General features: G+C 55.6%; 19 protein-coding genes and 1 tRNA gene. 9 read left to right on the forward strand and 11 right to left on the reverse strand.

Going from position 1 to position 20115, the window contains the following annotated elements; translation table 11 throughout:
• Positions 1-193 precede the first annotated feature (193 nt).
• The 4 genes from V3C20_RS10815 to V3C20_RS10830 all read right to left on the reverse strand — a co-directional run bounded on the left by V3C20_RS10815 (position 194) and on the right by V3C20_RS10830 (position 4482).
• The gene (locus V3C20_RS10815; protein WP_130084673.1) at positions 194-628 is read right to left on the reverse strand and encodes a MarR family transcriptional regulator; all 435 of its coding nucleotides are present in this window, start codon (positions 626-628) and stop codon (positions 194-196) included.
• Between the two features lie 748 nt (positions 629-1376).
• Complete coding sequence (locus V3C20_RS10820; protein WP_130084672.1) at positions 1377-1880, reverse strand: hypothetical protein; 504 nt, start codon at positions 1878-1880, stop codon at positions 1377-1379.
• A 336-nt stretch (positions 1881-2216) separates the two neighbouring features.
• Positions 2217-2726, reverse strand: a complete 510-nt coding sequence (locus V3C20_RS10825; protein WP_161981416.1) for a ferritin — start codon at positions 2724-2726, stop codon at positions 2217-2219.
• A gap of 106 nt (positions 2727-2832) precedes the next feature.
• On the reverse strand, positions 2833-4482 hold the full coding sequence (locus V3C20_RS10830) for a hypothetical protein (RefSeq protein WP_130084671.1): 1650 nt from the start codon (positions 4480-4482) through the stop codon (positions 2833-2835).
• Positions 4483-4640: 158 nt separating this feature from the next.
• On the opposite strand from V3C20_RS10830, the gene V3C20_RS10835 reads away from it, so the two are divergent.
• From V3C20_RS10835 to V3C20_RS10845, 3 genes are all read left to right on the forward strand, one after another.
• Positions 4641-5102, forward strand: coding sequence for a RidA family protein (locus V3C20_RS10835; RefSeq protein ID WP_130084670.1), 462 nt, complete (start codon positions 4641-4643; stop codon positions 5100-5102).
• Positions 5103-5173: 71 nt separating this feature from the next.
• Positions 5174-5256 (forward strand) — tRNA-Leu (locus V3C20_RS10840).
• A gap of 204 nt (positions 5257-5460) precedes the next feature.
• Positions 5461-5787 (forward strand): hypothetical protein, encoded by a 327-nt coding sequence (locus V3C20_RS10845; RefSeq protein ID WP_238623865.1) that lies wholly within the window; start codon positions 5461-5463, stop codon positions 5785-5787.
• A gap of 526 nt (positions 5788-6313) precedes the next feature.
• Here V3C20_RS10845 and V3C20_RS10850 read toward each other — a convergent pair.
• The gene (locus V3C20_RS10850) at positions 6314-7231 is read right to left on the reverse strand and encodes a hypothetical protein (protein ID WP_130084668.1); all 918 of its coding nucleotides are present in this window, start codon (positions 7229-7231) and stop codon (positions 6314-6316) included.
• 287 nt (positions 7232-7518) lie between these two features.
• Between V3C20_RS10850 and V3C20_RS10855 the strand changes: the two genes are divergently transcribed.
• A complete protein-coding gene (locus tag V3C20_RS10855; RefSeq protein WP_153812575.1) occupies positions 7519-7767 on the forward strand; it encodes a hypothetical protein in 249 nt (82 codons plus the stop codon).
• Positions 7768-8014: 247 nt separating this feature from the next.
• Here the strand turns inward: V3C20_RS10855 and V3C20_RS10860 are convergent, their stop codons facing one another.
• From V3C20_RS10860 to sucC, 4 genes are all read right to left on the reverse strand, one after another.
• Positions 8015-8920 carry a hypothetical protein gene (locus tag V3C20_RS10860; protein WP_130084667.1) on the reverse strand — a complete coding sequence of 302 codons (906 nt, stop codon included), beginning with the start codon at positions 8918-8920 and terminating at the stop codon, positions 8015-8017.
• Between the two features lie 13 nt (positions 8921-8933).
• Complete coding sequence (locus V3C20_RS10865) at positions 8934-9095, reverse strand: hypothetical protein (protein WP_153815384.1); 162 nt, start codon at positions 9093-9095, stop codon at positions 8934-8936.
• Between the two features lie 285 nt (positions 9096-9380).
• Positions 9381-10268 (reverse strand): succinate--CoA ligase subunit alpha, encoded by an 888-nt coding sequence (gene sucD, locus V3C20_RS10870; protein WP_067570758.1) that lies wholly within the window; start codon positions 10266-10268, stop codon positions 9381-9383.
• A 21-nt stretch (positions 10269-10289) separates the two neighbouring features.
• Positions 10290-11471 carry an ADP-forming succinate--CoA ligase subunit beta gene (gene sucC / locus V3C20_RS10875; protein WP_130084666.1) on the reverse strand — a complete coding sequence of 394 codons (1182 nt, stop codon included), beginning with the start codon at positions 11469-11471 and terminating at the stop codon, positions 10290-10292.
• Between the two features lie 229 nt (positions 11472-11700).
• On the opposite strand from sucC, the gene hisD reads away from it, so the two are divergent.
• The 5 genes from hisD to V3C20_RS10900 all read left to right on the forward strand — a co-directional run bounded on the left by hisD (position 11701) and on the right by V3C20_RS10900 (position 18086).
• Positions 11701-12960, forward strand: a complete 1260-nt coding sequence (gene hisD, locus V3C20_RS10880) for a histidinol dehydrogenase (protein WP_240042504.1) — start codon at positions 11701-11703, stop codon at positions 12958-12960.
• Between the two features lie 29 nt (positions 12961-12989).
• A complete protein-coding gene (locus V3C20_RS10885; protein WP_130084664.1) occupies positions 12990-13646 on the forward strand; it encodes a TetR/AcrR family transcriptional regulator in 657 nt (218 codons plus the stop codon).
• Positions 13647-13671: 25 nt separating this feature from the next.
• Positions 13672-14571 carry a hypothetical protein gene (locus V3C20_RS10890; protein WP_130084663.1) on the forward strand — a complete coding sequence of 300 codons (900 nt, stop codon included), beginning with the start codon at positions 13672-13674 and terminating at the stop codon, positions 14569-14571.
• Positions 14572-14737: 166 nt separating this feature from the next.
• Complete coding sequence (locus V3C20_RS10895; RefSeq protein ID WP_130084662.1) at positions 14738-16411, forward strand: tetratricopeptide repeat protein; 1674 nt, start codon at positions 14738-14740, stop codon at positions 16409-16411.
• A gap of 82 nt (positions 16412-16493) precedes the next feature.
• Positions 16494-18086, forward strand: coding sequence for a hypothetical protein (locus V3C20_RS10900; RefSeq protein ID WP_130084661.1), 1593 nt, complete (start codon positions 16494-16496; stop codon positions 18084-18086).
• Between the two features lie 189 nt (positions 18087-18275).
• Here V3C20_RS10900 and V3C20_RS10905 read toward each other — a convergent pair whose 3' ends face one another.
• Together V3C20_RS10905 and xseA are read right to left on the reverse strand one after the other, a co-directional pair.
• A complete protein-coding gene (locus V3C20_RS10905) occupies positions 18276-18602 on the reverse strand; it encodes a hypothetical protein (protein WP_130084660.1) in 327 nt (108 codons plus the stop codon).
• A gap of 145 nt (positions 18603-18747) precedes the next feature.
• Positions 18748-20112: an exodeoxyribonuclease VII large subunit gene (gene xseA, locus V3C20_RS10910; protein ID WP_130084659.1), complete on the reverse strand. Its 1365-nt coding sequence runs from the start codon at positions 20110-20112 to the stop codon at positions 18748-18750.
• Positions 20113-20115: the final 3 nt, after the last annotated feature.

Below are 20115 nucleotides of genomic sequence, written 5' to 3' on the forward strand. Positions count from 1 at the left end.
GACTGCCAGTATTTAGCACGATGACCCGGTCCAGGCAAAAACAATCTCCACCGGAAGCCCGATTTAAGAGCTGGAAAGCGGCCGTGAAAAGCGTTCCGGCAGGCAGGAACGGCCGGGAGGAGGAACTCCTCCTTCAACGTCCTCCCTGCATGGCTGGCAGGGAGGGGGAAAGAAACGGACCTGTGCCCGGTTTTCAGCCCAGGCGGCGTCTTTTGATGGACTTGCCGGTGTCCGCGATGGCTTGGCGCGCCTCATGGTCCGGACCGGCCATCAGGGCGGCCAGGTCCCGGACGATGTTCTGGCGCATGCGGTCCACCAGTTCCCGCCCTTCCTGGGTGATGGCGACCATGATCTTGCGTCTGTCCTTGGCCGCGCTCATGCGGGTCAGGTAGCCCATTTCCTGGAGTTTGTCCACCATGCCGGTCGCCGCCGCCGTGGAATGGCCCATCTTCTGCGCGATGCTGGACATGCTCAGGAAGTCCTCGCTGGCCAGATAGGTCAGCAGGAAAAACTGAGGGTAGGAAACCTTGCCTTCATTCAGCTCCGGAGAGAGGTTGAGAATGCAGGAACGCTGGGTGAGCAGGACGAAGTCCGCCAGCTTGTTTGCTTCTTCAGAAATGGAGTTCATCGACGTTGTGAATGTTTGGGGTAAGTTTGGTGCTGTGTTCGCATCCGGAAGCTGTCCGGCGGTTCGGCAAACCTACCTCTTGCATCTTTCCGGAGCAAGTCAAAAAGATAAATTTTTATTAAAATTTTACATTTGCGGATAGTACGACTTTTGGTGGTAACTTTTATACAATATGTTGAATGTGAATAGAATGATATTATTTTGATGATACAATGTGAATAACATGTAAAAAAGATGCGTAACCTGCTGAGAAAATAAATCATTTCCGTGTCCGGCATTTATAGCTGTCAAAAATGCCGGAAAAAGATGGATGCAGGATGACAAGGCCCTGCCGGATCAGGATGGCGGAAACGGGAAAAAGGCTGGAATTTGCCACTTCCAACGGAAAGTTTTATGCCGGAGCGGAGGCGCTTCAAGGGGATGGAAAACGGTGGATTTGCGGTGCCAGGCCCGTTCCGGAAGAGTTGGAATGCCTTCTCCGTGGAGGAGGCTTTTTTCTTTAAAACATCCTTATGGAAAATGCCGCTAAAGTGCTGTCTGCCAGGAAATGGCTCCGCCGATGCGAAGTTTCCGTGCAGGAGGGGTAAACGGGGGTGAAAGACTGTGGAAAGGCGTCAGTTCAGAGTCAGGTCCGGAGACGGTACAGGCGAGGAGCCGGGCGGGCAGGCTCACGTGCAGAGAGGCATTTTTCTCCGGGTTTTCCCTTCAATTCAGGGATATTCGGGCGGACGGGAAGCTTTCCTTCCTGTTACTGCCTTCTGGTGGCAAATGCTTCTCCGCCGACCAGCCAGTTCTTTCCATCCGGGGTATGGATGTTTTTCCAATGGAACGTATGATCCGTGATGTCGGAAAAAATCCATTTCATGTTCTTTTGCGTGATTTCGGTCAGGATGATCTGGCCGTCCTCCTTTTTAGCTTCAAGTTGTACGGCTTCCCCGGCGGTTCCGTAAAAGATGTCCCACGCGCGTTTTCCGGGGTGGTAAATCCTGATGGTTGTTCCGTAGGCCGCATCCGGCCACGTTTTCGTCTTCCTGGCCTGGCGGGAAGGGCAGATAAAGATGTCCTGAATGGCCGTGCCTTCCAGAACCCAGGAGAAAATCCATTCCCCCGGAACATGGCGTTCCTGTTCCGTACCATGGCCGTCAATCCATTCCATGTCCCAGGTTCCCACCAACGGACCGAACCAGTTGTCTTCTTCCGGAATGGAGGGGTGTTTGCCCTGGCTCGTCAATGCTTCTTCAAATTCTTTCATGTGTGGGAGTGTATTTTGCCTTCCCGTGGAGAAGAAACGGAGACGGGGACGTTGATTAGCAGGGCAATTCCGGGGAAAGGCGTCTACCCGTACCGCCGCAGGAGGCGATTGATGATTGAGCCGGAAGTCCGGAATCTGGGAACAAATCTCGGTCCATGAAAAACAGGAACGCTGGCGGTAGGGAATATCGTGGGTAGTAAAACGGCTTTTTTCAAACGGGCTGTACAGGGGAAGGAAAGTCTATCCCTCCGGCGGGGAGAGGGGAAGGCCGTTCTCCGGGGCACGGTTTTTCATGAAACAGGGCCGGAGAATGGCCGGAAAGCCGCTTGTTGCGCGTTAATTGGCGGGAGGAGGGGTAAAGACGCGGGAACCCAGGTCCTTGTCCAGGAGGAGCATTCCCTGGCCTTCTCCCTTGATCAGGCGGAGCTTGCTGATGATGTCCTTGACGGTTTCCTCTTCCTCCACCTGCTCGCTGACGAACCAATGCAGGAAAATGTCCGTGGCAAAGTCCTTTTCCTCCTTGGCCAGGCGCACCAGCTCATTGATGCGGCGGGTAACTTCCTGTTCATGCGCAAGCGTGGCTTCGAACACTTCCAGTACGTTGGCCCACTGGGCCGCGGGAGCGTCAATGGGAAGCATGACCACCTGGCCGCCGCGGGCCAGCAGAAAATCATAGAGCTTCAGGGCGTGGGCGGTTTCCTCCTGGTACTGGACGCGCATCCAGTGGGCAAACCCCGTGAGGCCGGCGTCCTGCATGTAGGCGGACATGCCGAGGTAGAGGTTGGCGGAATACATTTCCCATTTGATTTGCTCATTCAGAGCAGTTGCCATTGTTGTACTGATCATAATAAATAATCCTGTTGATTTCCCTTTCCTTCTACAAAACAAAGTCCGCAGGATCAAGATAATCCTGCGGACTGTATGACGGGAAATTCAGGGAAAAACCGCTAAATCAGGCTTCTACGGAAACGGCTTCCGGAGTTTTTTCCACGGGGGCTTCTTCCGTATCCAGGGACACGGTTACGATTTTTTCCTCTTCCGCGGCAGGTGCTTCCACTGCGGGGGCCTGTTTGGAGGCCGGAGTTTCGGAAGGCTGTATAGCTTCTTCCTGCGGGGCGGGCTGTGATGCGTCTTCCTTGACGGCGGCTGCCGCCTTGTTCCTGCCTTTGGCGGGTTTCGCTTCCTTTTTAGGCTGGGACGGGGCAGAAGCCGTCTTCGGCTGGCTTACGGTGTTGTTGGAGAAAACCAGAATATAGCCTTGTTCGGAAAGCCACAGCAGGTCGCGGACCAGAAGCTGCTGCTTTTCCTTGGCCTGGGCGGTTTCTTCTTCCGTCACACCTTCATGGTCCGGAATGGGAGAAAGCTCCTTGAGCATGACGTCCACTCCCTTGCCGGGATGTTCCTTTGCCCAGTTCACGATGGACATCAGGGAATCGGAAAGGATGGTGCCTTCCGTCATGGCCTTGGGCCGCGCGGGTCCCGTATAGTGGTTGCCCTGCCATTTGAAGATGGGCATGTGATGGCGGGCCAGTCCGTGGCAGAGGTTCGGAATAAGCATGCTGGGATGACGCCGGGTGGTGCTGGAAAGTTGAATCAGATGAGCCCACAGGCCGGGAGAAAGATGGTTCTTTTTCACTGCGCCGTTTACGAACACCTTGTCCGTGACGTCATAACACTCTTCAAAATGATTGGCTTCAAAGTCCTGTTCCACGGCGGACGGAGTTTCCAGAAGGGCTTCCGGAGCTCCTTCCCGGAGGGGCTTCCAAACCGTGCGTTTGGAAACGGAGGCCTGCCAGGCTTCCACGGTTTCTTCGCTCTTGTCCGTGACGATTTTGGAACGGAAAACCTCGAAAGGCATGTCCACAAACTTGGTGCGGTGCAGATTCATCAGGGCGGACTGGTAGCCGTGCCAGTTAACCGGGCCTATCAGTTCATTGTTCAGGGAACACTTGGCAATCGCCTTGAAATCTCCTTTAGGGGCTTCCACTTCCTGTTCCACGGACTCATAATACCTGGGCAGCCATTCGGCGTTCCAGAGGTGTTTGACGGCCTCCTGGCGGGAAATAAAGCAGGCTCCGTCGCCATGCTTGCAATGGTACAGGTCCGGACCGTTTTCCTGTTTCATGAAGACCAGGTCATAACGGTCAAATGCGCCCATGACCACCTTGGCCAGGTCCATCAGGGAAATGGTGCGGCGGTGCTTCTGCACCTCCTGGGAAAGCGCGGCCAGGCCGGAGTCCACGGGGCGCAGCTCCACGCGCAGCCCTTCCGCCGGTTCCGCCTGCGGCGCCCGCGCGGGGCGTTCATGGCGGTCTCCGTCGCGGCGTCCGCGGAAAGGTCCGCGGCTGCGGTCGTCCCGGTTAAACCTTTTTTCTCCCTGTCCGTCAAAACGGCGCTCCCCCCTGGGGCGGCGTTCGTCATGGTTGTCGCGGCGCGGCCGGCGGTCACTCTGACGATCCCTGTCACGGTAAGCCGGCGAGGAACCGGAGTATTCCTTCCGGGCTCCGGCTCTTGCCCATGCCGGACCAAATTGGAAGTCGGCCAGGCCGGAAAGATCCGGCAGTTGCTGCTTGGAGTCTGTGGAGGGAGTTTCTTCGGTCATGATGTACGGGTTGTTTCAATAGCAACTAAATGAGGTATATGGCAATCATTTTACGTGCAAACGCCCCTAAAAATGTTCAAACTGTCATGAAATGCGGCTGGAAATGCTTGTCATCCGCCTCATTTTTTCATCCAACCTTCGTTAAAAATTTCTATTTTATGGATAAAATACGTCAACGACTTTCCGAACTCGGCTACTCCGTTTATGATGCTCCGGCCCCGGTAGGCTCCTATGTCCAGTGCGTGCGCACGGGCAATCTGCTTCATCTCTCCGGCGGCATTTCCGTAAATGGAGAGGACAAATACTTTGGCAAGGTGGGGCAGGACCTCTCCGTGGAGGAAGGCCAGGCCGCGGCGCGGGCTGCCATTCTCAACCGTCTGGCCGTCATCGTGCAGGCGGTGGGCTCCCTGGAAAAGGTTTCCCGCATCGTAGCCGTCAACGGCTTTGTCAATGCAGGGCCGGAATTCTATGACCATCCCAAGGTGCTCAATGGCGCCTCCGACCTGCTGGTGGAAGTCTTCGGGGAAATCGGACGCCATAGCCGGACCGCCGTTGGCGTGTCTGCCCTGCCGCTCAACGTAGCGGTGGAAATCAGCATGGTCGTGGAAGTCCGCGACTAGGCAATTGACGGGCCTGGAGGGATTCGGGCTTGAATCCGCCCGGTATTCCTGTAAAGTGCCGTCCGGTCAATGCCCTCGTGGCGGAATGGTAGACGCTGCAGACTTAAAATCTGTTGTCCGCAAGGACGTACCGGTTCGAGTCCGGTCGGGGGTACTTCGCTAAACAGCAATAAATTGCATAGATAAAAGGCTCGCTTTTGGCGGGCCTTTTTCGTTTTAGGGAGTGCGGGAATTGCAGGTCAACGCTTACACGTGTGGTGAGAGAGAATTTGAAGAGAAAATCAGGATTGAACCCTCCGTATTCTACCAGCACCCGGAGACGGTAATTCTCAAAATTACGATACCCGCAGGCCCTCCCTTGGACGAACTTCATCTTCCGGTGGATCCTTCCGTGATTGCCTCGTTCTTCCTGTACCTCCACATACGGATGAGCGGGGCAAACCACTTCCTGATGGTCACCGCTATTTTGCCAAGTTCCATCGGAGCCTCATGGAGCGGCATTCTCACCATTTCCTTGAGTTGGCCGATGTCGCTTCTGTATTGTTTAACCGTCTGTAATAAGTTGCCTAACTTCTCCCTGAACTCATGGCATACCCAGATGGCCGGGTTGATCTTAAAGGAGCGAATCCAGGTTTTGCTTTCCCGGACCATCAGCTTGCAGCCCCTCTTTCTCAAGGAGGGGTGATGAAACTGCTCGTGGATGATGCGTTTCCTCGTGCTTGACGGACACCGAAGTCCTTGTCCATGATTTTGTTGTCAACGTTTTTGATGTTATTCCCGGGTGCTGGAGCGGCGATGCGATTTACTGGGAAGCTTTTCAGGGAGCAGGCCGGCGATGGGTTTTCTGAAGAGATGGGCGGCACTGTTGGCGTCTGAATAGTCTGGTGTTGATGATGGCTTTTTTGGCGGATCATTCACCGATTTTGATGTTGAGCCAAATGAATGGAAGATGCGGGCATGTGTTTGTCAAAAAACTGGACTGGTAACAAAGGTAAAAGACTGGAAAAGCTTTGGGCTGCCATGCCGGGTAATCTGTTTTTTCCTGTTTCCGTCAAGATATTGCTCCTGGTATTTCTGTCGGTCATGGTATGGCAAGGTGCTTTCCATTTTATCCGGTTGTGGAAAAATGAACAGCTCCGTCCATGGAATGTTCCTGGGCGGAGCTGTTTGAAGAATCGGCCTCCGGAATGTTGTACCGGAAAGACAGATTTCTATTTATGAGCGTTCTCGTAAAAGAGGTTGCCGTAATATTGGGGGATGAGCCAGTCCTTCCCCCAGGATGTTTGTTTGAGTTGTTCTATGTCTTTGGGAATGAGATCGTCGGCGGTCAGTTCGTTTTTGTTGTCTACGTTGCAGTTGTAGGGTTCGCACCCCCATTCCTTGCGGATGTAGTCGGAAAAGTCCACTATCCGGATAACCGTGTCAATCCGGTGCGTGAAGAGGAAATGGTTATATTGCGACTGGAGGTGAACTTCAAAGGGATCCGGATAGTTCCGGTCGTTGAGCTTGATGAGCAGGAGCATTGTTTCAATGAAACAGCGCTTGTCCTTGCAGGCTGCCGTGTAGGGAAGGGCCAGATTTTTGGCAATGCACCAGGCATAATTGCAGAGATTGACGAAACGGTCCACAGGATCGCGGTAGGTGATGATATGACGGTAGCTTCCAAGTTTTTCCGCGTTGTAGCTTGCATGCCCCCTGACCTGGGAACAGGCGAAACCGTCCCGCCATATCGGGTTTTGAGCTCCGGTTTCGCGTATCATGTATCCGTTGTGTTCGTGCAATGTAGTTCCGAGCATAGTGGAACAGGCATTTTTGGCGACCAGATAGCCTACAGTCTTATGCTCCTGAGAGACAACGAAGCGTGTGCCTTCCCTTGCATGGGGGTCACTGCACAGGAAACGCAGTCCTCCGCGGGAGTTGAGCAGAATCCATTCGTCTGTGGCGGGATTGCGGTGCAGGTATTCCAGAGAACGGTACTTGGGCCACCACAAGGTCATGGCGGTTTCCGATCTGGAGAGAATCTGGGCCTGGTCCGGACAGGAGTCCGTCCGGGTGAGTCTGTCGCCTTGAATTTCACAATCAGCTTGGAAATGATAGGCAACGACGCGTATGATTTGGTTGTTAGACATGTTTCTGTTTTACAGGATAGCTGTGAAACATGTAACAGGAAACGGAACAGGGAAAAGAGTGCCACTTCCTGGACAGACGGGATTGGCGAAAGGGATTTGCCTTGTGTTTTTTGCTTCCCAATGTTTATTGAAGACATTGTCCGGAAGATGTCTCCAAGGAGAATATCCCTTGACGGTAGAATATAAAAACAGTTCGGTTTAAGGGAAAAAACTATTTCCCCTTGTCCCATTTACGGCAGGGAATTGGTCCGTGGCTTAATACGGTTCTGTACGTTTTCCCAATCCCTGTGAAAACAGGTTTTTTGTTTGTGATTCATTCTCTTTTCTCTGCGGGAAAAATAGCCGGCTACGATTTCCCGGATTTCTTCCAGCCATTTGTAGCAGCCATCGGGCGTACGGTCTGCAATGATGCGGAACATTTTTCTTTCAAGGGAGGTTATTCCGCAGAAAGCGAAGATTCAGTTTTTCCTGATGTGCTTGGAGAGGATCGCCGAAAACGAATTGTTCACGTTTCTCCAGAGTACTGGAAGTATTGAAAATCAGGGGCGCTTTGCTTTCAGCAGGTCGATGGAGCCGTGTCCGTTGTCTCCCTTCGGAAATTTCCTGCCTGAGAACGTGTCCCTTCAAGGTTTCCACGGCTGCCGTGGCAATGGCCGCATGGAAACTGTCCTTGCAGGTGTGTCCTGGAATAACGGATATGTTCATGTCGGTCGATGAGGTTGTTGACCCCCGTCTGTGTAGAAGTAGCGTTCCAGCTACGTTGCCCCCAGGGCTAACTCGAACTTATTTCTTTTTCCTGAGAAGCCTGTCATGATTAGAACGGTGTTTTCCTTTATAAAGAAAATCAGTTTTGCTGTTCCTGCCAACTGTACGGTCAATGAGAGCGGGAATGTCTTCCTTTGAATATCCTGCCTTGAGAAGGAATTCCTCCGCGTTAGCATAGTTGCCTGGAAATACGGCAACAAGGATTTCCATGAACGTTTTTTCAAGCTCTTTGACTTCGTCTTCGAAAACCTGATTTCTCGTGTTGATAAAAGACTCTCCTGTTGCAACGTCGTTCATGAGTTTCCGAAGATCTTCCATTTTAAGATGACGGAGCTTTTTTACTTGTTCTTCGGCAGGTCGATGAGCAAGGCTTCCTTGTTGAGGGTCATCCTCGGTGATCCGGAAGGGATTGGTCTCGTGCGCACTTTTGAATTGCCTCAATATATGGGCATAATAAGGGAGCAGGAGGCGTGTAATAATCCGCTTCTTTTCAGGCTCCCTGATTTTATCGGTTTTTCTAACCAATCTGATATATTTTTCCATGAAGAGACAAACCTTGGATTTTTGGTTAATGTCAGACATTTCGTCAATGTTTATTTCCGGTTCGGTGTGCTTGTATGTGTTGAAGGAAAAGGTGGGGGCCAAAGCTACGAGGTAGCAATGCCATATTTTTTCCCTCAATTCGGTATCAACATTGTCTCGTGTAGTTACCTTGAAGGTATGTGTATGTTTTTTAGCCTTTTCATAAAATGATTTGAACAGCTTGTTCCGCAGGGATGAGGAAAGTTCCCGGACGGCGGGAGAGGGCTGTCGGTATGAGTCAATGCAGGCGGGACTTTCCAGCATGGGGTGGGAGTCGGCAGCATTGGCCGCCCCGATAAAGAGACAGACCACAAATATGTATAAAGGTGGTAACGTGTTCATAGTGTTTTAACCTTCATTGCTGTTTTTTTAAGGCCGTGCCAGATTTTTCTGCGATGGTTTTCGTCGTAAGTTTGTCAATAGCCTCAATATAAGCTTGCCATTTTGCTTTCCTGAAAAATGGCATTTTCTTTTTCATTTCCAGGCCTGACATTTTCTGAATGAACAGGGAAATCACATTTTCCCCTCTGTCAATAGGATGTTGGCACTGAATCAGATTGCCAGAGAATAAAACCAAAACCGTGGGAATAGGGAAGAAGAGTCCGCAAACATGCAGCCTTAAAAGATGGAATCATGGAGGGCCTGAGGCGAGGTATATTGGAAATGGAAGGACCTTATATGAAATTGAACGTCTTGGGGAACCGTTTGAGGGCAGGGAATGCCATGATTTTTTGTTTACGCACTAAAAAAAGCGCCTCCCATGGCGGGAGGCGCTTGGAAACAGGCTGATGAAAACAGCAAGTTACATGCCCTTGTTCTTCATGGCTTCCGCCAGGGCGGCGCCCATCTGGGCCGGCGTCTTGGCGACCACGATGCCCGCTTCGCGCAGGGCTTCCTGCTTGGCGGCGGCGGTGCCTTTGCCTCCGGCCACGATGGCGCCCGCGTGGCCCATGCGGCGTCCCTTGGGAGCCGTGGCTCCGGCGATGAAGGCGGCCACGGGCTTCTTGCAGTTGTTCTTGATCCATTCAGCGGCTTCCTCTTCCTCGGAACCACCGATTTCACCGATCATGATGAAGGCGTCCGTGTTGGGGTCTTCCGTGAAGAATTGAACGGCCTGCTGCTGGGTCATGCCATGGACGGGGTCGCCGCCGATGCCGATGCACATGCTCTGGCCCAGGCCCATGTTGGTGACCTGCCAGACGGCTTCATAGGTGAGCGTGCCGGAACGGGAAACGATGCCGATTCTGCCGGGCTTGAAGATGTACGCCGGCATGATGCCGATCTTGCAGCTGGCGGAGGGGTTGACGATGCCGGGGCAGTTCGGGCCGATGAGGGTCACGTCCTTGTCTTTCAGGAATACCTTCACTTTCTGCATGTCCTGCACCGGGATGCCTTCCGTGATGCAGACGATGAGCTTGACGCCCGCGTCCGCGGCTTCCATGATGGCGTCAGCCGCGAAGGGCGGCGGGACGAAGATCATGGAGGCGTTGCAGTCCGTGGCCTTTTTGGCTTCCGCCACAGTGTCGAATACGGGGACCTTGCCTTCAAAGAGCTGGCCGCCCTTGCCGGGAGTTACGCCGGCAACCACGTTAGTGCCAAAGTCCATGCAGTTTTTGGCGTGGAATGCGCCGGCGCTGCCGGTGATGCCTTGCACGACGAGACGGGTGTTTTTGTCAATGAGAGATGTCATTGTCGTAATAAATGGTGAGGGTTATTTGACTGCTGCAACCGCCTTCTGGGCAGCTTCGTCCAGATTGTCGGCAGGGATGATGGCGATGCCGCTGTCGGCGAGGATTTTCTTGCCGATTTCCACGTTGGTGCCTTCCAGGCGGACGACGAGCGGGATTTTCATGTCGATGTTTTTTGCTGCGGCCACGATGCCCTGGGCGATGACGTCGCAGCGCATGATGCCGCCAAAGATGTTGACGAGAAGGGCCTTGACGTTCTTGTCGCTGGTGAGGATGCGGAACGCGTTGGTGACCATTTCCTCCGTAGCGGAGCCGCCCACGTCCAGGAAGTTGGCGGGATCGCCGCCGTAGTATTTGATGATGTCCATCGTGGCCATGGCCAGTCCGGCGCCGTTCACCATGCAGCCGATGTTGCCGTCCAGGCCGATGTAGTTCAGGTCGTATTTGCCGGCTTCCACTTCGCGGGGGTCTTCTTCCGTTTCATCCCGCATTTCCATGATTTCCGGATGACGGTACAGGGCGTTGTCGTCAAAGTTGAATTTGGCATCCAGGGCGCACACGCGGTCATCCGTGGTGACGACGAGGGGGTTGATTTCCACCAGGGAGCAGTCCAGGGCGGTGAAGAGCTTGTAAACATTGGTAATGAGCTTGGTCGCCTGGCGGAGCAGGGGACCGGTGAGGCCCAGAGCCACGGCGATTTTGAGGGCCTGGAAGGGCAGGATGCCCAGGGCCGGGTCAATGTGTTCGCGGATGATGGCTTCCGGGTGGATGGCCGCTACTTCTTCAATGTCCATGCCGCCTTCCGTGCTGGCGACGATGACGGGGCATTCCCGGGCGCGGTCCTGCAGGATGGCGAAGTAGCATTCCTTTTTAAGGTCCACGGCTTCCGCCACCATGATCTTGCTGACCAGCTTTCCGGCTTCCCCGGTTTGCTTGGTGACCAGTACCTGGTTGAGCATCTTGCCGGCTACGTCTTCCACTTCCTCCACGGAGTTGACGACGTGCACGCCGCCCTTGAACCCGTTTTTGAATGTCCCTTTGCCGCGTCCTCCGGCATGTACCTGTGCCTTAACTACGTATTGGGAAACGCCCATGTCGCGGGCTACTTGTGCTGCTTCCTGGGCGGTGGTGGCGGCAATGCCCTTGGGAGTTGCCACGCCAAAGCGCTCAAAGAGTTGTTTTGCTTGATATTCGTGAATATTCATGACAGTGGGCCGTTCGGCCAAATGTTTGCGGAAGAAAGGCTAGGACTATTTCCCGTGCCGGTCAAGGGATAATGGTTTGGTCTTTTTATTTTTTTCCCGTTACCGTTGTGGAAATCAAAGAGGACAGAAGGCTTGACTGTCTGCATAAAGATTGGGAAACTTTCCTTCCATTTCCGTATGTTGCTATTTTATGAAAATTTATCGACCTGCCGATAGTTGTTTTGAAGAGATGAAAAACCGGATGAACCGCCGGGCCCTTCCCGAGAATTCCGTAAGAGATACCGTTGATTCCATTATTCAGGACGTTGCCGCCCGCGGAGACGCCGCCCTGTTTGATTATGCCGCCAGGTTTGACAAGGTCACCCTGGACAGCGGCTCCCTGTTTGTCACCGCGGAGGAACTGGCGGAGGCGGAAGCCGCCGTGGAGGAATCCGTGAAGGAGGCCATTGCCGCTTCCCTGAAGAACATTCATTATTTTTCAGACCGCAGCCGCAGGCAGGACTGGTCCGGAGTGAATGCCCAGGGCGTGGAGGTTGCGGAACGCTTCCTTCCCTATGACCGCGTGGGCATTTACATTCCCGGGGGCAAGGCGCCCCTTGTGTCCACCTCCATCATGACGGGCGGCTTTGCCCAGGCCGCCGGCGTGCGGGAAATCGTGGCCGCCACGCCGTGCGGGCCGGACGGACGGGTGAACCCCGCTCTTTTATATGCGCTGAAGGCTTCCGGCGCCACGGAAATTATCAAGATAGGCGGCGCCCAGGCGATCGCCGCGCTGGCGTTGGGTACGGAGAGCGTGAAGCCCGTGGAAAAGATTTTCGGCCCCGGCAACCGTTTTGTGGTGGAGGCCAAGCGCCAGCTGGTGGGCGCCGTGGCCATTGATCTTCTTCCCGGGCCGAGCGAAGTGATGGTGCTGGCGGATGAGACGGCGGACGCCGAGTTTCTGGCCGCCGACCTGCTGGCCCAGGGCGAGCACGGGCCGGACAGCGTCGTGGTATTTGTGACTACCTCGGAAGAGCTGCTGGAACGGGTGGAGGCGGAAGTGGAACGCCAGGCGGCCCTGTTGAGCCGGGGCGCTATCATCCGCGAGGTGCTGGACAAGCACGCGTACGGTTTTCTGGTCTCCTCTATTCAGGAGGGAGTGGACCTGGTGAATGCATTTGCTCCGGAACACCTGGTTCTGGTGACGGAGGATGAAGAGTCCGTGCTGGCGGCCATTCGGACGGCCGGCGCCATTTATGCGGGGGCCCTGTCTACGGTGGCTTGCGGCGATTTTCTGGCGGGTCCCAGCCATACGCTGCCCACGGGCGGGGCGGGCAAGTCGTTTTCCGGTCTGCGGGCGGACCAGTTCCAGCGGCGCACCAGCGTGGTGCGCATGAATGGGGATGCCGTTCTGAGGTCGGCTCCGTATGTGGCGGAGTTCGCCCGAGTAGAGGGGTTGGATGCCCACAACCATTCCCTCCAGGTACGCGCTTTGCGCGTGAATCCGTAACAGTAACCAAGATAGACATACGTCCCATTATGAAACAGGAGCAAGGGACCAGGGAACGGCTGCTGGAGGCCGCCGAAAATCTGTTTGCCGAATACGGCTATACGGAAACGTCGCTGCGCATGATTTCCCAGGCGGCCGACGTCAATATAGCCTCCGCCAACTACCACTTCGGCGGCAAGGAAGGGCTGTGGAAGGCGGTCATGATGAAGTACGCCCCGCTGGCACGGGATTTCCGGATGGCCCGGGTGGCGGAGGCCATGGAGCGGGACGGCTCCATTGAGGCCCTGGCCCACGCATACGTGTACCCCTCCTTTTACGGACTTCTGAACACGGGGGACCTGACTCTGGAGGAACTGAACACGTTCCCCCATTATCTGCGCCTGATGGGCATTTGCCATGTGCAGACGCCGGAAATTGCCGTGGAATATATCAAGGAGGTGTATTCCCCCATTCGGCGGCAGCTTCATGACAGCATCCGCAAGATGTTTCCGGACGCTTCCTCATACCAGATTTTCTGGACGGTGCTCGCCATTGAAAGCATCATGATCGGGCTTCTGACGCGTCTCCGGATGATCATGGAGCTGATGGAGGCCAACAGGATTCCGAAAGGGAGCGTGAAGGATCTGTTTGAACTCATTGTCCATCAGGTGGAATCCCTGATCCGCATGTGCGGAAAGACCATGTAGGCATTTTATCTTTCCGGAGTTCGGCATGTTCAAGTCCCTCATCCGTACGTTTGCCATCGTGGTCGCATTCGTTGCGGGTTACATGATGCCCTGGCTTCATGTGTACGGCTGGACATTCAAATGGATGCTCATTGGCATGCTTTTCGTGACTTTTCTGGGAATCCGCTTCAAGCGGATGAAGCCGGAACGTCCTCATTGGCTGCTGGTAGGGGCCAATTTGCTGATTGCCCTGGCCGCATGGGGCGTATGCCGCGCGTCGTTTGGGTCCGGTTACCTGGCGGAGGCTGCGTTTTTCGTGGGCGTCATGCCTACGGCCACTGCAGCTCCGGTGGTGATGGGGCTGCTGGGCGGCAGCGTGGAGTTTATGCTGACCGCCCTTCTTGTGACCAACGGCGTCATTTGCATTCTGCTCCCTTTCATTCTGCCCATGGTGGTGGGGCAGGGCGGCTTTGAGATTTATGTCAACGTAGCCCAGAACATAGCCCTGGTGATGCTCCTGCCTCTTGTGCTGGCCCTGGCCGCGCGCCGTTTTTATCCCCGTGCCATCGCGTGGCCCCGGAAGCTGAAGGACGTCACCTTCGGCGTCTGGGTGGTGATTCTGGTGCTGATTGCCGCAAACGCTTCCCATGACATTTCCTCCCGGGCCGGTATTTCGGAACGTGTGCTGGAGCAGATAGGAGCTCTTTCCCTGCTGATTTGCGCCCTGAACTTCGGCCTGGGCCATTTGCTGGGCGGCAGGGCCCGCTCCGCGGAATGCAGCCAGGCCCTGGGTCAGAAGAATACTACGCTTTCCATCTATCTGGCTCTGACGTATTCCAATCCCATCGCCGCGCTCGGACCTACCTTTTACGTTCTGTGGCATAATTTGTGGAATGCGTGGCAGCTTTACCGTGCGTCGGAACAAAAGCGCCGGATTGGAAAGTAGGCGGTTCCGTTTTTTATCGTATCCCGGCGGCCGCGTTTTCTGATCAATTATTGGCTGGGGGAGCTTGAGCGAAACGTCGCCTCCCTCCTTCCAGCGGCGTTGCGGCACACGCGGCATTCAAAAGGCTTGAATTCCGGGGGAGGGCCGTTAACGTTGTGCTCCCGTTATGCAGGCGTCCACTCCTCCCCTGAAACCTCTTTCTTCACGCACCAAATGGCTGATTGCCCTGTGCCTGTGCATGGCCGTCCTGTTGCTGGAGTTTTTGACGTATCACATGGCCTACCGCATCGGTTACGATGAAGGAGCCCTGCATACCCCTCCGGTAGTGATCCAGAAGAGTGATGAAAAAGCTTTCCAGAAATTGTCCCGTTTCATGGCGGATGTGTTCGCTTCCCGGGAAAGCCTGTCCGGAATTCTGGACAACCGGGAGGAACGCCTCGCCTGGATCAGGGATCCGGAAGTTCGGTCGGAAACGGCCTGGGGGCTGACCCGCGAACTGATCAGCCGCGGCGGTGTGAAGCAGGCGCTTCCTTCGGCCAGGGAATTGATTGAGGCAGGCTACGCGGAGGGAAAGCGGCAGATATGGGCTCCCCGCGCTGATGCCGTGGCCCGGGCCCTGCTGGCGGAGCACCAGTACGCGGCTGCCTACGATTATTTGAAAATAGCCGTGGATGGGTATGAGAAGGGGAGCATGGCCGCCGAGCTGGTGAAAGCCCTTCAAACCATGAGTTCTATTGACCAGATATTGAACCGGAATGACCAGGCAAATGCGTTGCTGCAGCGCGCCGTGGAGGCTTCCGCCCTCCTGGGGAGCGACTCTCTTGCCGTTAAGTCCAGGCTTCTGGCCGCCCAGGGCAGGCTGGCCCGCGCTGCGGGCCATGTTCCGGAATCACGGGCCTATTTCAAGGAAGCTCTGGTTCTGTTCCCCCAGGAACAGGGCAAGACCACGGGAGACCTGGCGCTGGCCAGCATCAGCATGGGAGAAGCCATGCTGGAAGCAGGCAGGAAGGAGGAGGCCCGCGAGCTGTTCCTGAAGGGGCTCACCGGCTCGGAAAATGCCTCCTATCTGCTCAACGACTGCCTGAACGCTCTGCGCGGGCTGGCACGCATCTCCACGGAGCAGGGAAATTATGAAGAGGCGCTGGCCTACCTTCACCAGGCGGAAGGCGCCGCCCGCGGCGTGCTTCCGGCGGACCACGCCTTCTGGGCCGGTCTGTATGACCAGCGCGGATGGGTCAACATCATGCGAAAGGCCGCGCCGGAAGCACGTGCGGATTTCCTGAAAGCAGTGAGCAATGCGGCGGTCTCTCCCATGATTGCCGCCCAGTCCCGCGAGGGCCTGGGGAAAGCGTGGCTGGACGCCGGGGAAGGAGGAAAGGCGCGGGAAAACCTCCGGCAATCCATCCAGGTCCGGGAATCCAACTTCTCTTCAGATACCCTTTCCCTGGGCAGGGTGTACCATTCCCTGGGAATGGCCAGCGACATGGAAGGGGACCGTGAAGGAGCCCTCCAGGCGTATTCCCGCGCCGTGGACGCCCTGCTGAAATGCGGGGACGGGCCGGAACGGAAAAATTTGCTGGTCCAGTCCTACCTGTGCAAGGCCTACGCCCTGTGCGACGGTGAGCAGTGGCAGGAGGCAGTGAACGCTTTTGAAGCCGTGCTGCCGCTGCTGGAAGGAGAACAGAGGTCGGAAAACTACAAGCAGCTCGGCCGCTGTTACGATGAACTGGGAATGACGGAGAAGGCGGATGAATGCTGGAAGGAATCCGGATTTCCGCGGGTGCGCCGGAGTTCTCCCGTGCGCCGGACGGACGGCGGCAGGGTATCTTCCCGGCGGTGACGGCCCTCCGCCGCCGCGCCGTAAGACGTTGCGGACTGCTGATTTTGCTTGATTTGTGCCCTCTTTTTGGCTCAATGCCTGCATGAGTTCCGAGCGCCATTTTTCCAATAAGCCTTATCGTCCGTCGCGCAAGAAAAAGTCTTACTGGAAACCGGTCCTCTGTTTGGTAGCGCTGGGCGGCCTCTGGTTCGGCTATGTCCAGTACTGGCCCGCCATTGAAAGCTGGTTCAAGCCCACGATTCACGAGGTGCACAGCCAGACCCAGGCCATGGGGCATCTTCAGGGCATGCTGGACTCCTGGAACGGCTCGAATGAGGAATTGGCGGCACTGGCCGCATCCGTGGACAAGGAGGTGGAATGGATGAATTCCGCGGAGGCGCGCGACTCCTTTGCATGGCTTCTGGCTATGGAAATGGACCGGCGCGGCATGGTCAAGGAGTCAGAGCCCATGATTGCATCCCTTCTGGAAAAGAAACTCTCCAATTCCGGCTCCCTGCCGGGGACGGACCGGGACCGCCTGCTGAACGTCAGCCTGAACTGGGCGCGTGAATTTGCCGCGCGCAACCATGACGCCGCAGCGGAACGGTTGTATGAAGTGATTTTGAACAATACGCCGGAAGACCATGTTTCCGTTCTGCTGGCCTGCCTGGAACCGCTGGCCCATTATGCCTATGACCAGGCCAAGTTCGAACGTTTTTCCTCCCTGTGCAAGCAGGCCTCCTCCCCTGTGATGAGGAGCATGTTGAAAAAGCCCGAGGACGTAAAAAGCATGGTGAAAATCCTGCTGCTTCAGGATACCCTGCCGGAAAAGGCGACCGGACAACCTGGCCGTACGGACAGCACCATTGCCAGGGAATTGCTTTCCCGATTCCGCCTCACGGCCAGTCCGGACATGGGGCGCATCATCCTGAATGAACTGAACATGCCCCTCAATGCGCGGCGGAAATATTCCCAGGCTGAATTGAAGGGCATGGCAGACCAGTTGGAAGCCGCCCTGATCTGCTTCCGTGCCGCGGAGACGGAAATGGACTGCACTCCGGAGACTATGCTCGCGCTGGCCCGCGTGAGGATGCAAATGGGGAATTTGAAGGAAGCGGCGCGGCTGCTCTCCCGTGCGGAAGGCTCCGCCATGACGCTGGGGGTGGACGCCCCGCGCATTCTCAGCGGTTCCAGCCTGAGCCAGGAAATTGCGGAACTGCGTTCCCAGCTGGACAAGTACGCGCAGGCGGAAGCCTTGGTAAAGCGGGCGTATGAAGATGTGAATATTGCCGCGGCTTTCCTGAGGGCGAAGGATTACGACCAGGCGGTAAAATATTCCGATCAGGCGATGAAAGTGGCACGGGAAAGCACCACCTTCATCCAGGCTCTTCAGCCCGTGATCATGACTCTCCAGGCGGAAATCAGCGCCGGGAGGGAACAATGGGCGGTAGCGGAATTGCAATACGGAAAGCTGGTGGAAACATGGGATGCACTGAGTGATGAAGACAAGGCCACTCTCCAGACCAACCTGGCATCCATCCAGTCGGAGGAACTTTACAAGAAAATCCACCGTGACTGGGCGGAAGTGTGCCGCAAGCAGAATAGAACCACGGAGGCGCGCCGGGTATTGACAAAAATCGGAGAGGCTCCTGCGGAAGAACCGGAACGGCCTGCCGCCCGCCGCCGCAGAAGGTAATTAATGTCCTGATGCCTGCGTACGGGCGAAGATAACAGGACGGGAATAAAAATACGGAACCGTCTTCAAATGTTGCCGGATTCTTTGAAGACGAACGTTGGAGAACTTTCCCTTCCCCCTCCATCTTCTTCCGGCACGGAACCCAGCTATGTCTCCGGAGAAGGAGCGGCGAACCGCACGAAAGGTAAATCAACTGCGCACTTTGGCCTTTTGTCTTGATTGGAGGGAGGTCCGTTTGCCGTGGGCCATTTTTTCCCGGCGGTCCGCTGCGGACTGGCGTCGGGAACGCACGGTATATTTTGCGAAAACTTGGCTAACGGTCAAGTTGCCCTGTTCAAGAAGCTTGAAAATATTGTCTCTCACCCTCATTGCCTCCTGAAGCGCCGCTTCCGCACCTCCGTACTGGGAATCCGAAAAATAACGGGTGAATAAGCGCTTGTTCTTACAAATAGCCAGCCGGTAGCCTTGAAAGGCCGTAGTTTCGTAAGTATAGCGGGTGATGTTTTTACAAGGCATATGCGCGTGAATTATTGGGACCAGAGAATGCGGGCAGTAGTAATAAGCTTCTCTTAGGATATGTCCCAATTCCGGTAAAATCCAGAAAAAACACAATTTGTTAGATTGTGTGCAAAAAATGTGCGATTATATGCTTGTAATAAACTTATTGATGTTTGTCAGCCGTGACAAAAAAATGACCGTTGAAGACACGAACTTTTAGCTTTTCTCCGGCATGAACCTGCCCGGTTTTCCGGATTAACTGTCTGTCTTCATTCTCCACGAGTGCGTATCCCCGGCGCAGCGTCTGTTCGGGATTGTGGGCTTCCAGCCTGGTCTGCAAAAGAGTCAGGGAAGATGAAAACGCCGTCATTCTGGCGGTTGCGGCATGAAGCAGCCGGGACTGCAGGGCTGAGAGCTGCTGGGCCCGCCCCTTGTTGAGATGGCAGGGATGGCTCAACTGGAGCTTGTGTTCCAGTTGATTGATTAAAAGTAAATTATGTTGTATTCGGAATAAAGAGGAAGACAGCAGGGATTCTTCCATCCCGTCCAGACGCTGTGCGTACGGGGCCAGAAGAGAGTCTGCGTCCAGCAATCTGCCGCGCAGATAAACGTCCAGTTTCAGCCGGGCGTGCAGCAGGGAATGGCGTGCTGAAGCATGGAGCGCCTGCTCCATTCTTCCGAGTTTGCGGAGCCATTCCGGGCCATCCGGCGTGGCGAGTTCCGCCGCCGCGGTGGGGGTGGGAGCCCGCAGGTCGGCCACAAAATCCGCAATGGTGAAGTCGGTGTCGTGACCTACCGCGGAAATAACGGGAATGGTACATTCGTGGATGGCGCGCGCCACAGTCTCCTCGTTGAAATTCCACAAATCTTCTATAGAGCCGCCTCCGCGGCCCACGATGAGGACGTCCACGGGGGGCAGTCCGTTGTGCGGCGCATGGGACCATGCCCGGATGGCGGCGGCAATCTCGCGCTCCGCCCCGCTTCCCTGGACGCGGACGGGCAGCAGGTATGCCTTCACCCAGGGGGCGCGGCGTTCCAGCACGTGGCGCATGTCCTGGATGACGGCTCCGGTAGGGGAGGTGACGATGCCGATGGCGCGCGGAAAGCGGGGAATGGCTCTTTTGCATTCCGCGTCAAACAGGCCTTCCCGCTGGAGCTTTTCCTTCAGTTCCAGGAAGCGCGCCTGGAGATCACCCATGCCGGCGGCCCGCACCTCTTTGATAACCAGTTGAAGCTGCCCCCTGTCCGGGTATACGGTGGCGTTCCCCAGCACGTGCACCTTCATGCCCTCCTGGAGCCGCAGGGGACAACGCGCGGCGGCGTTCTTGAAAAAGGCGCAGAATATTTCAGCACCCTGTTCCTTCAGGGTGAAATAAATATGTCCGCTGGTATGGTGCTTGACGTTGCTCAGCTCTCCAACAACCCACTGGGTTCCGACGGAGATGCCGACCACGTCCCTGAGACGGTAAACAAGCTGCTTGACCGTGATGGGCCGGGGGGCGGAAGCCGTTTCCTGCGGAAATTCCATGGT

The sequence above is a fragment of the Akkermansia sp. RCC_12PD genome (genome assembly GCF_036417355.1).
In the GTDB taxonomy this organism is placed as follows: Bacteria; Verrucomicrobiota; Verrucomicrobiia; order Verrucomicrobiales; family Akkermansiaceae; genus Akkermansia.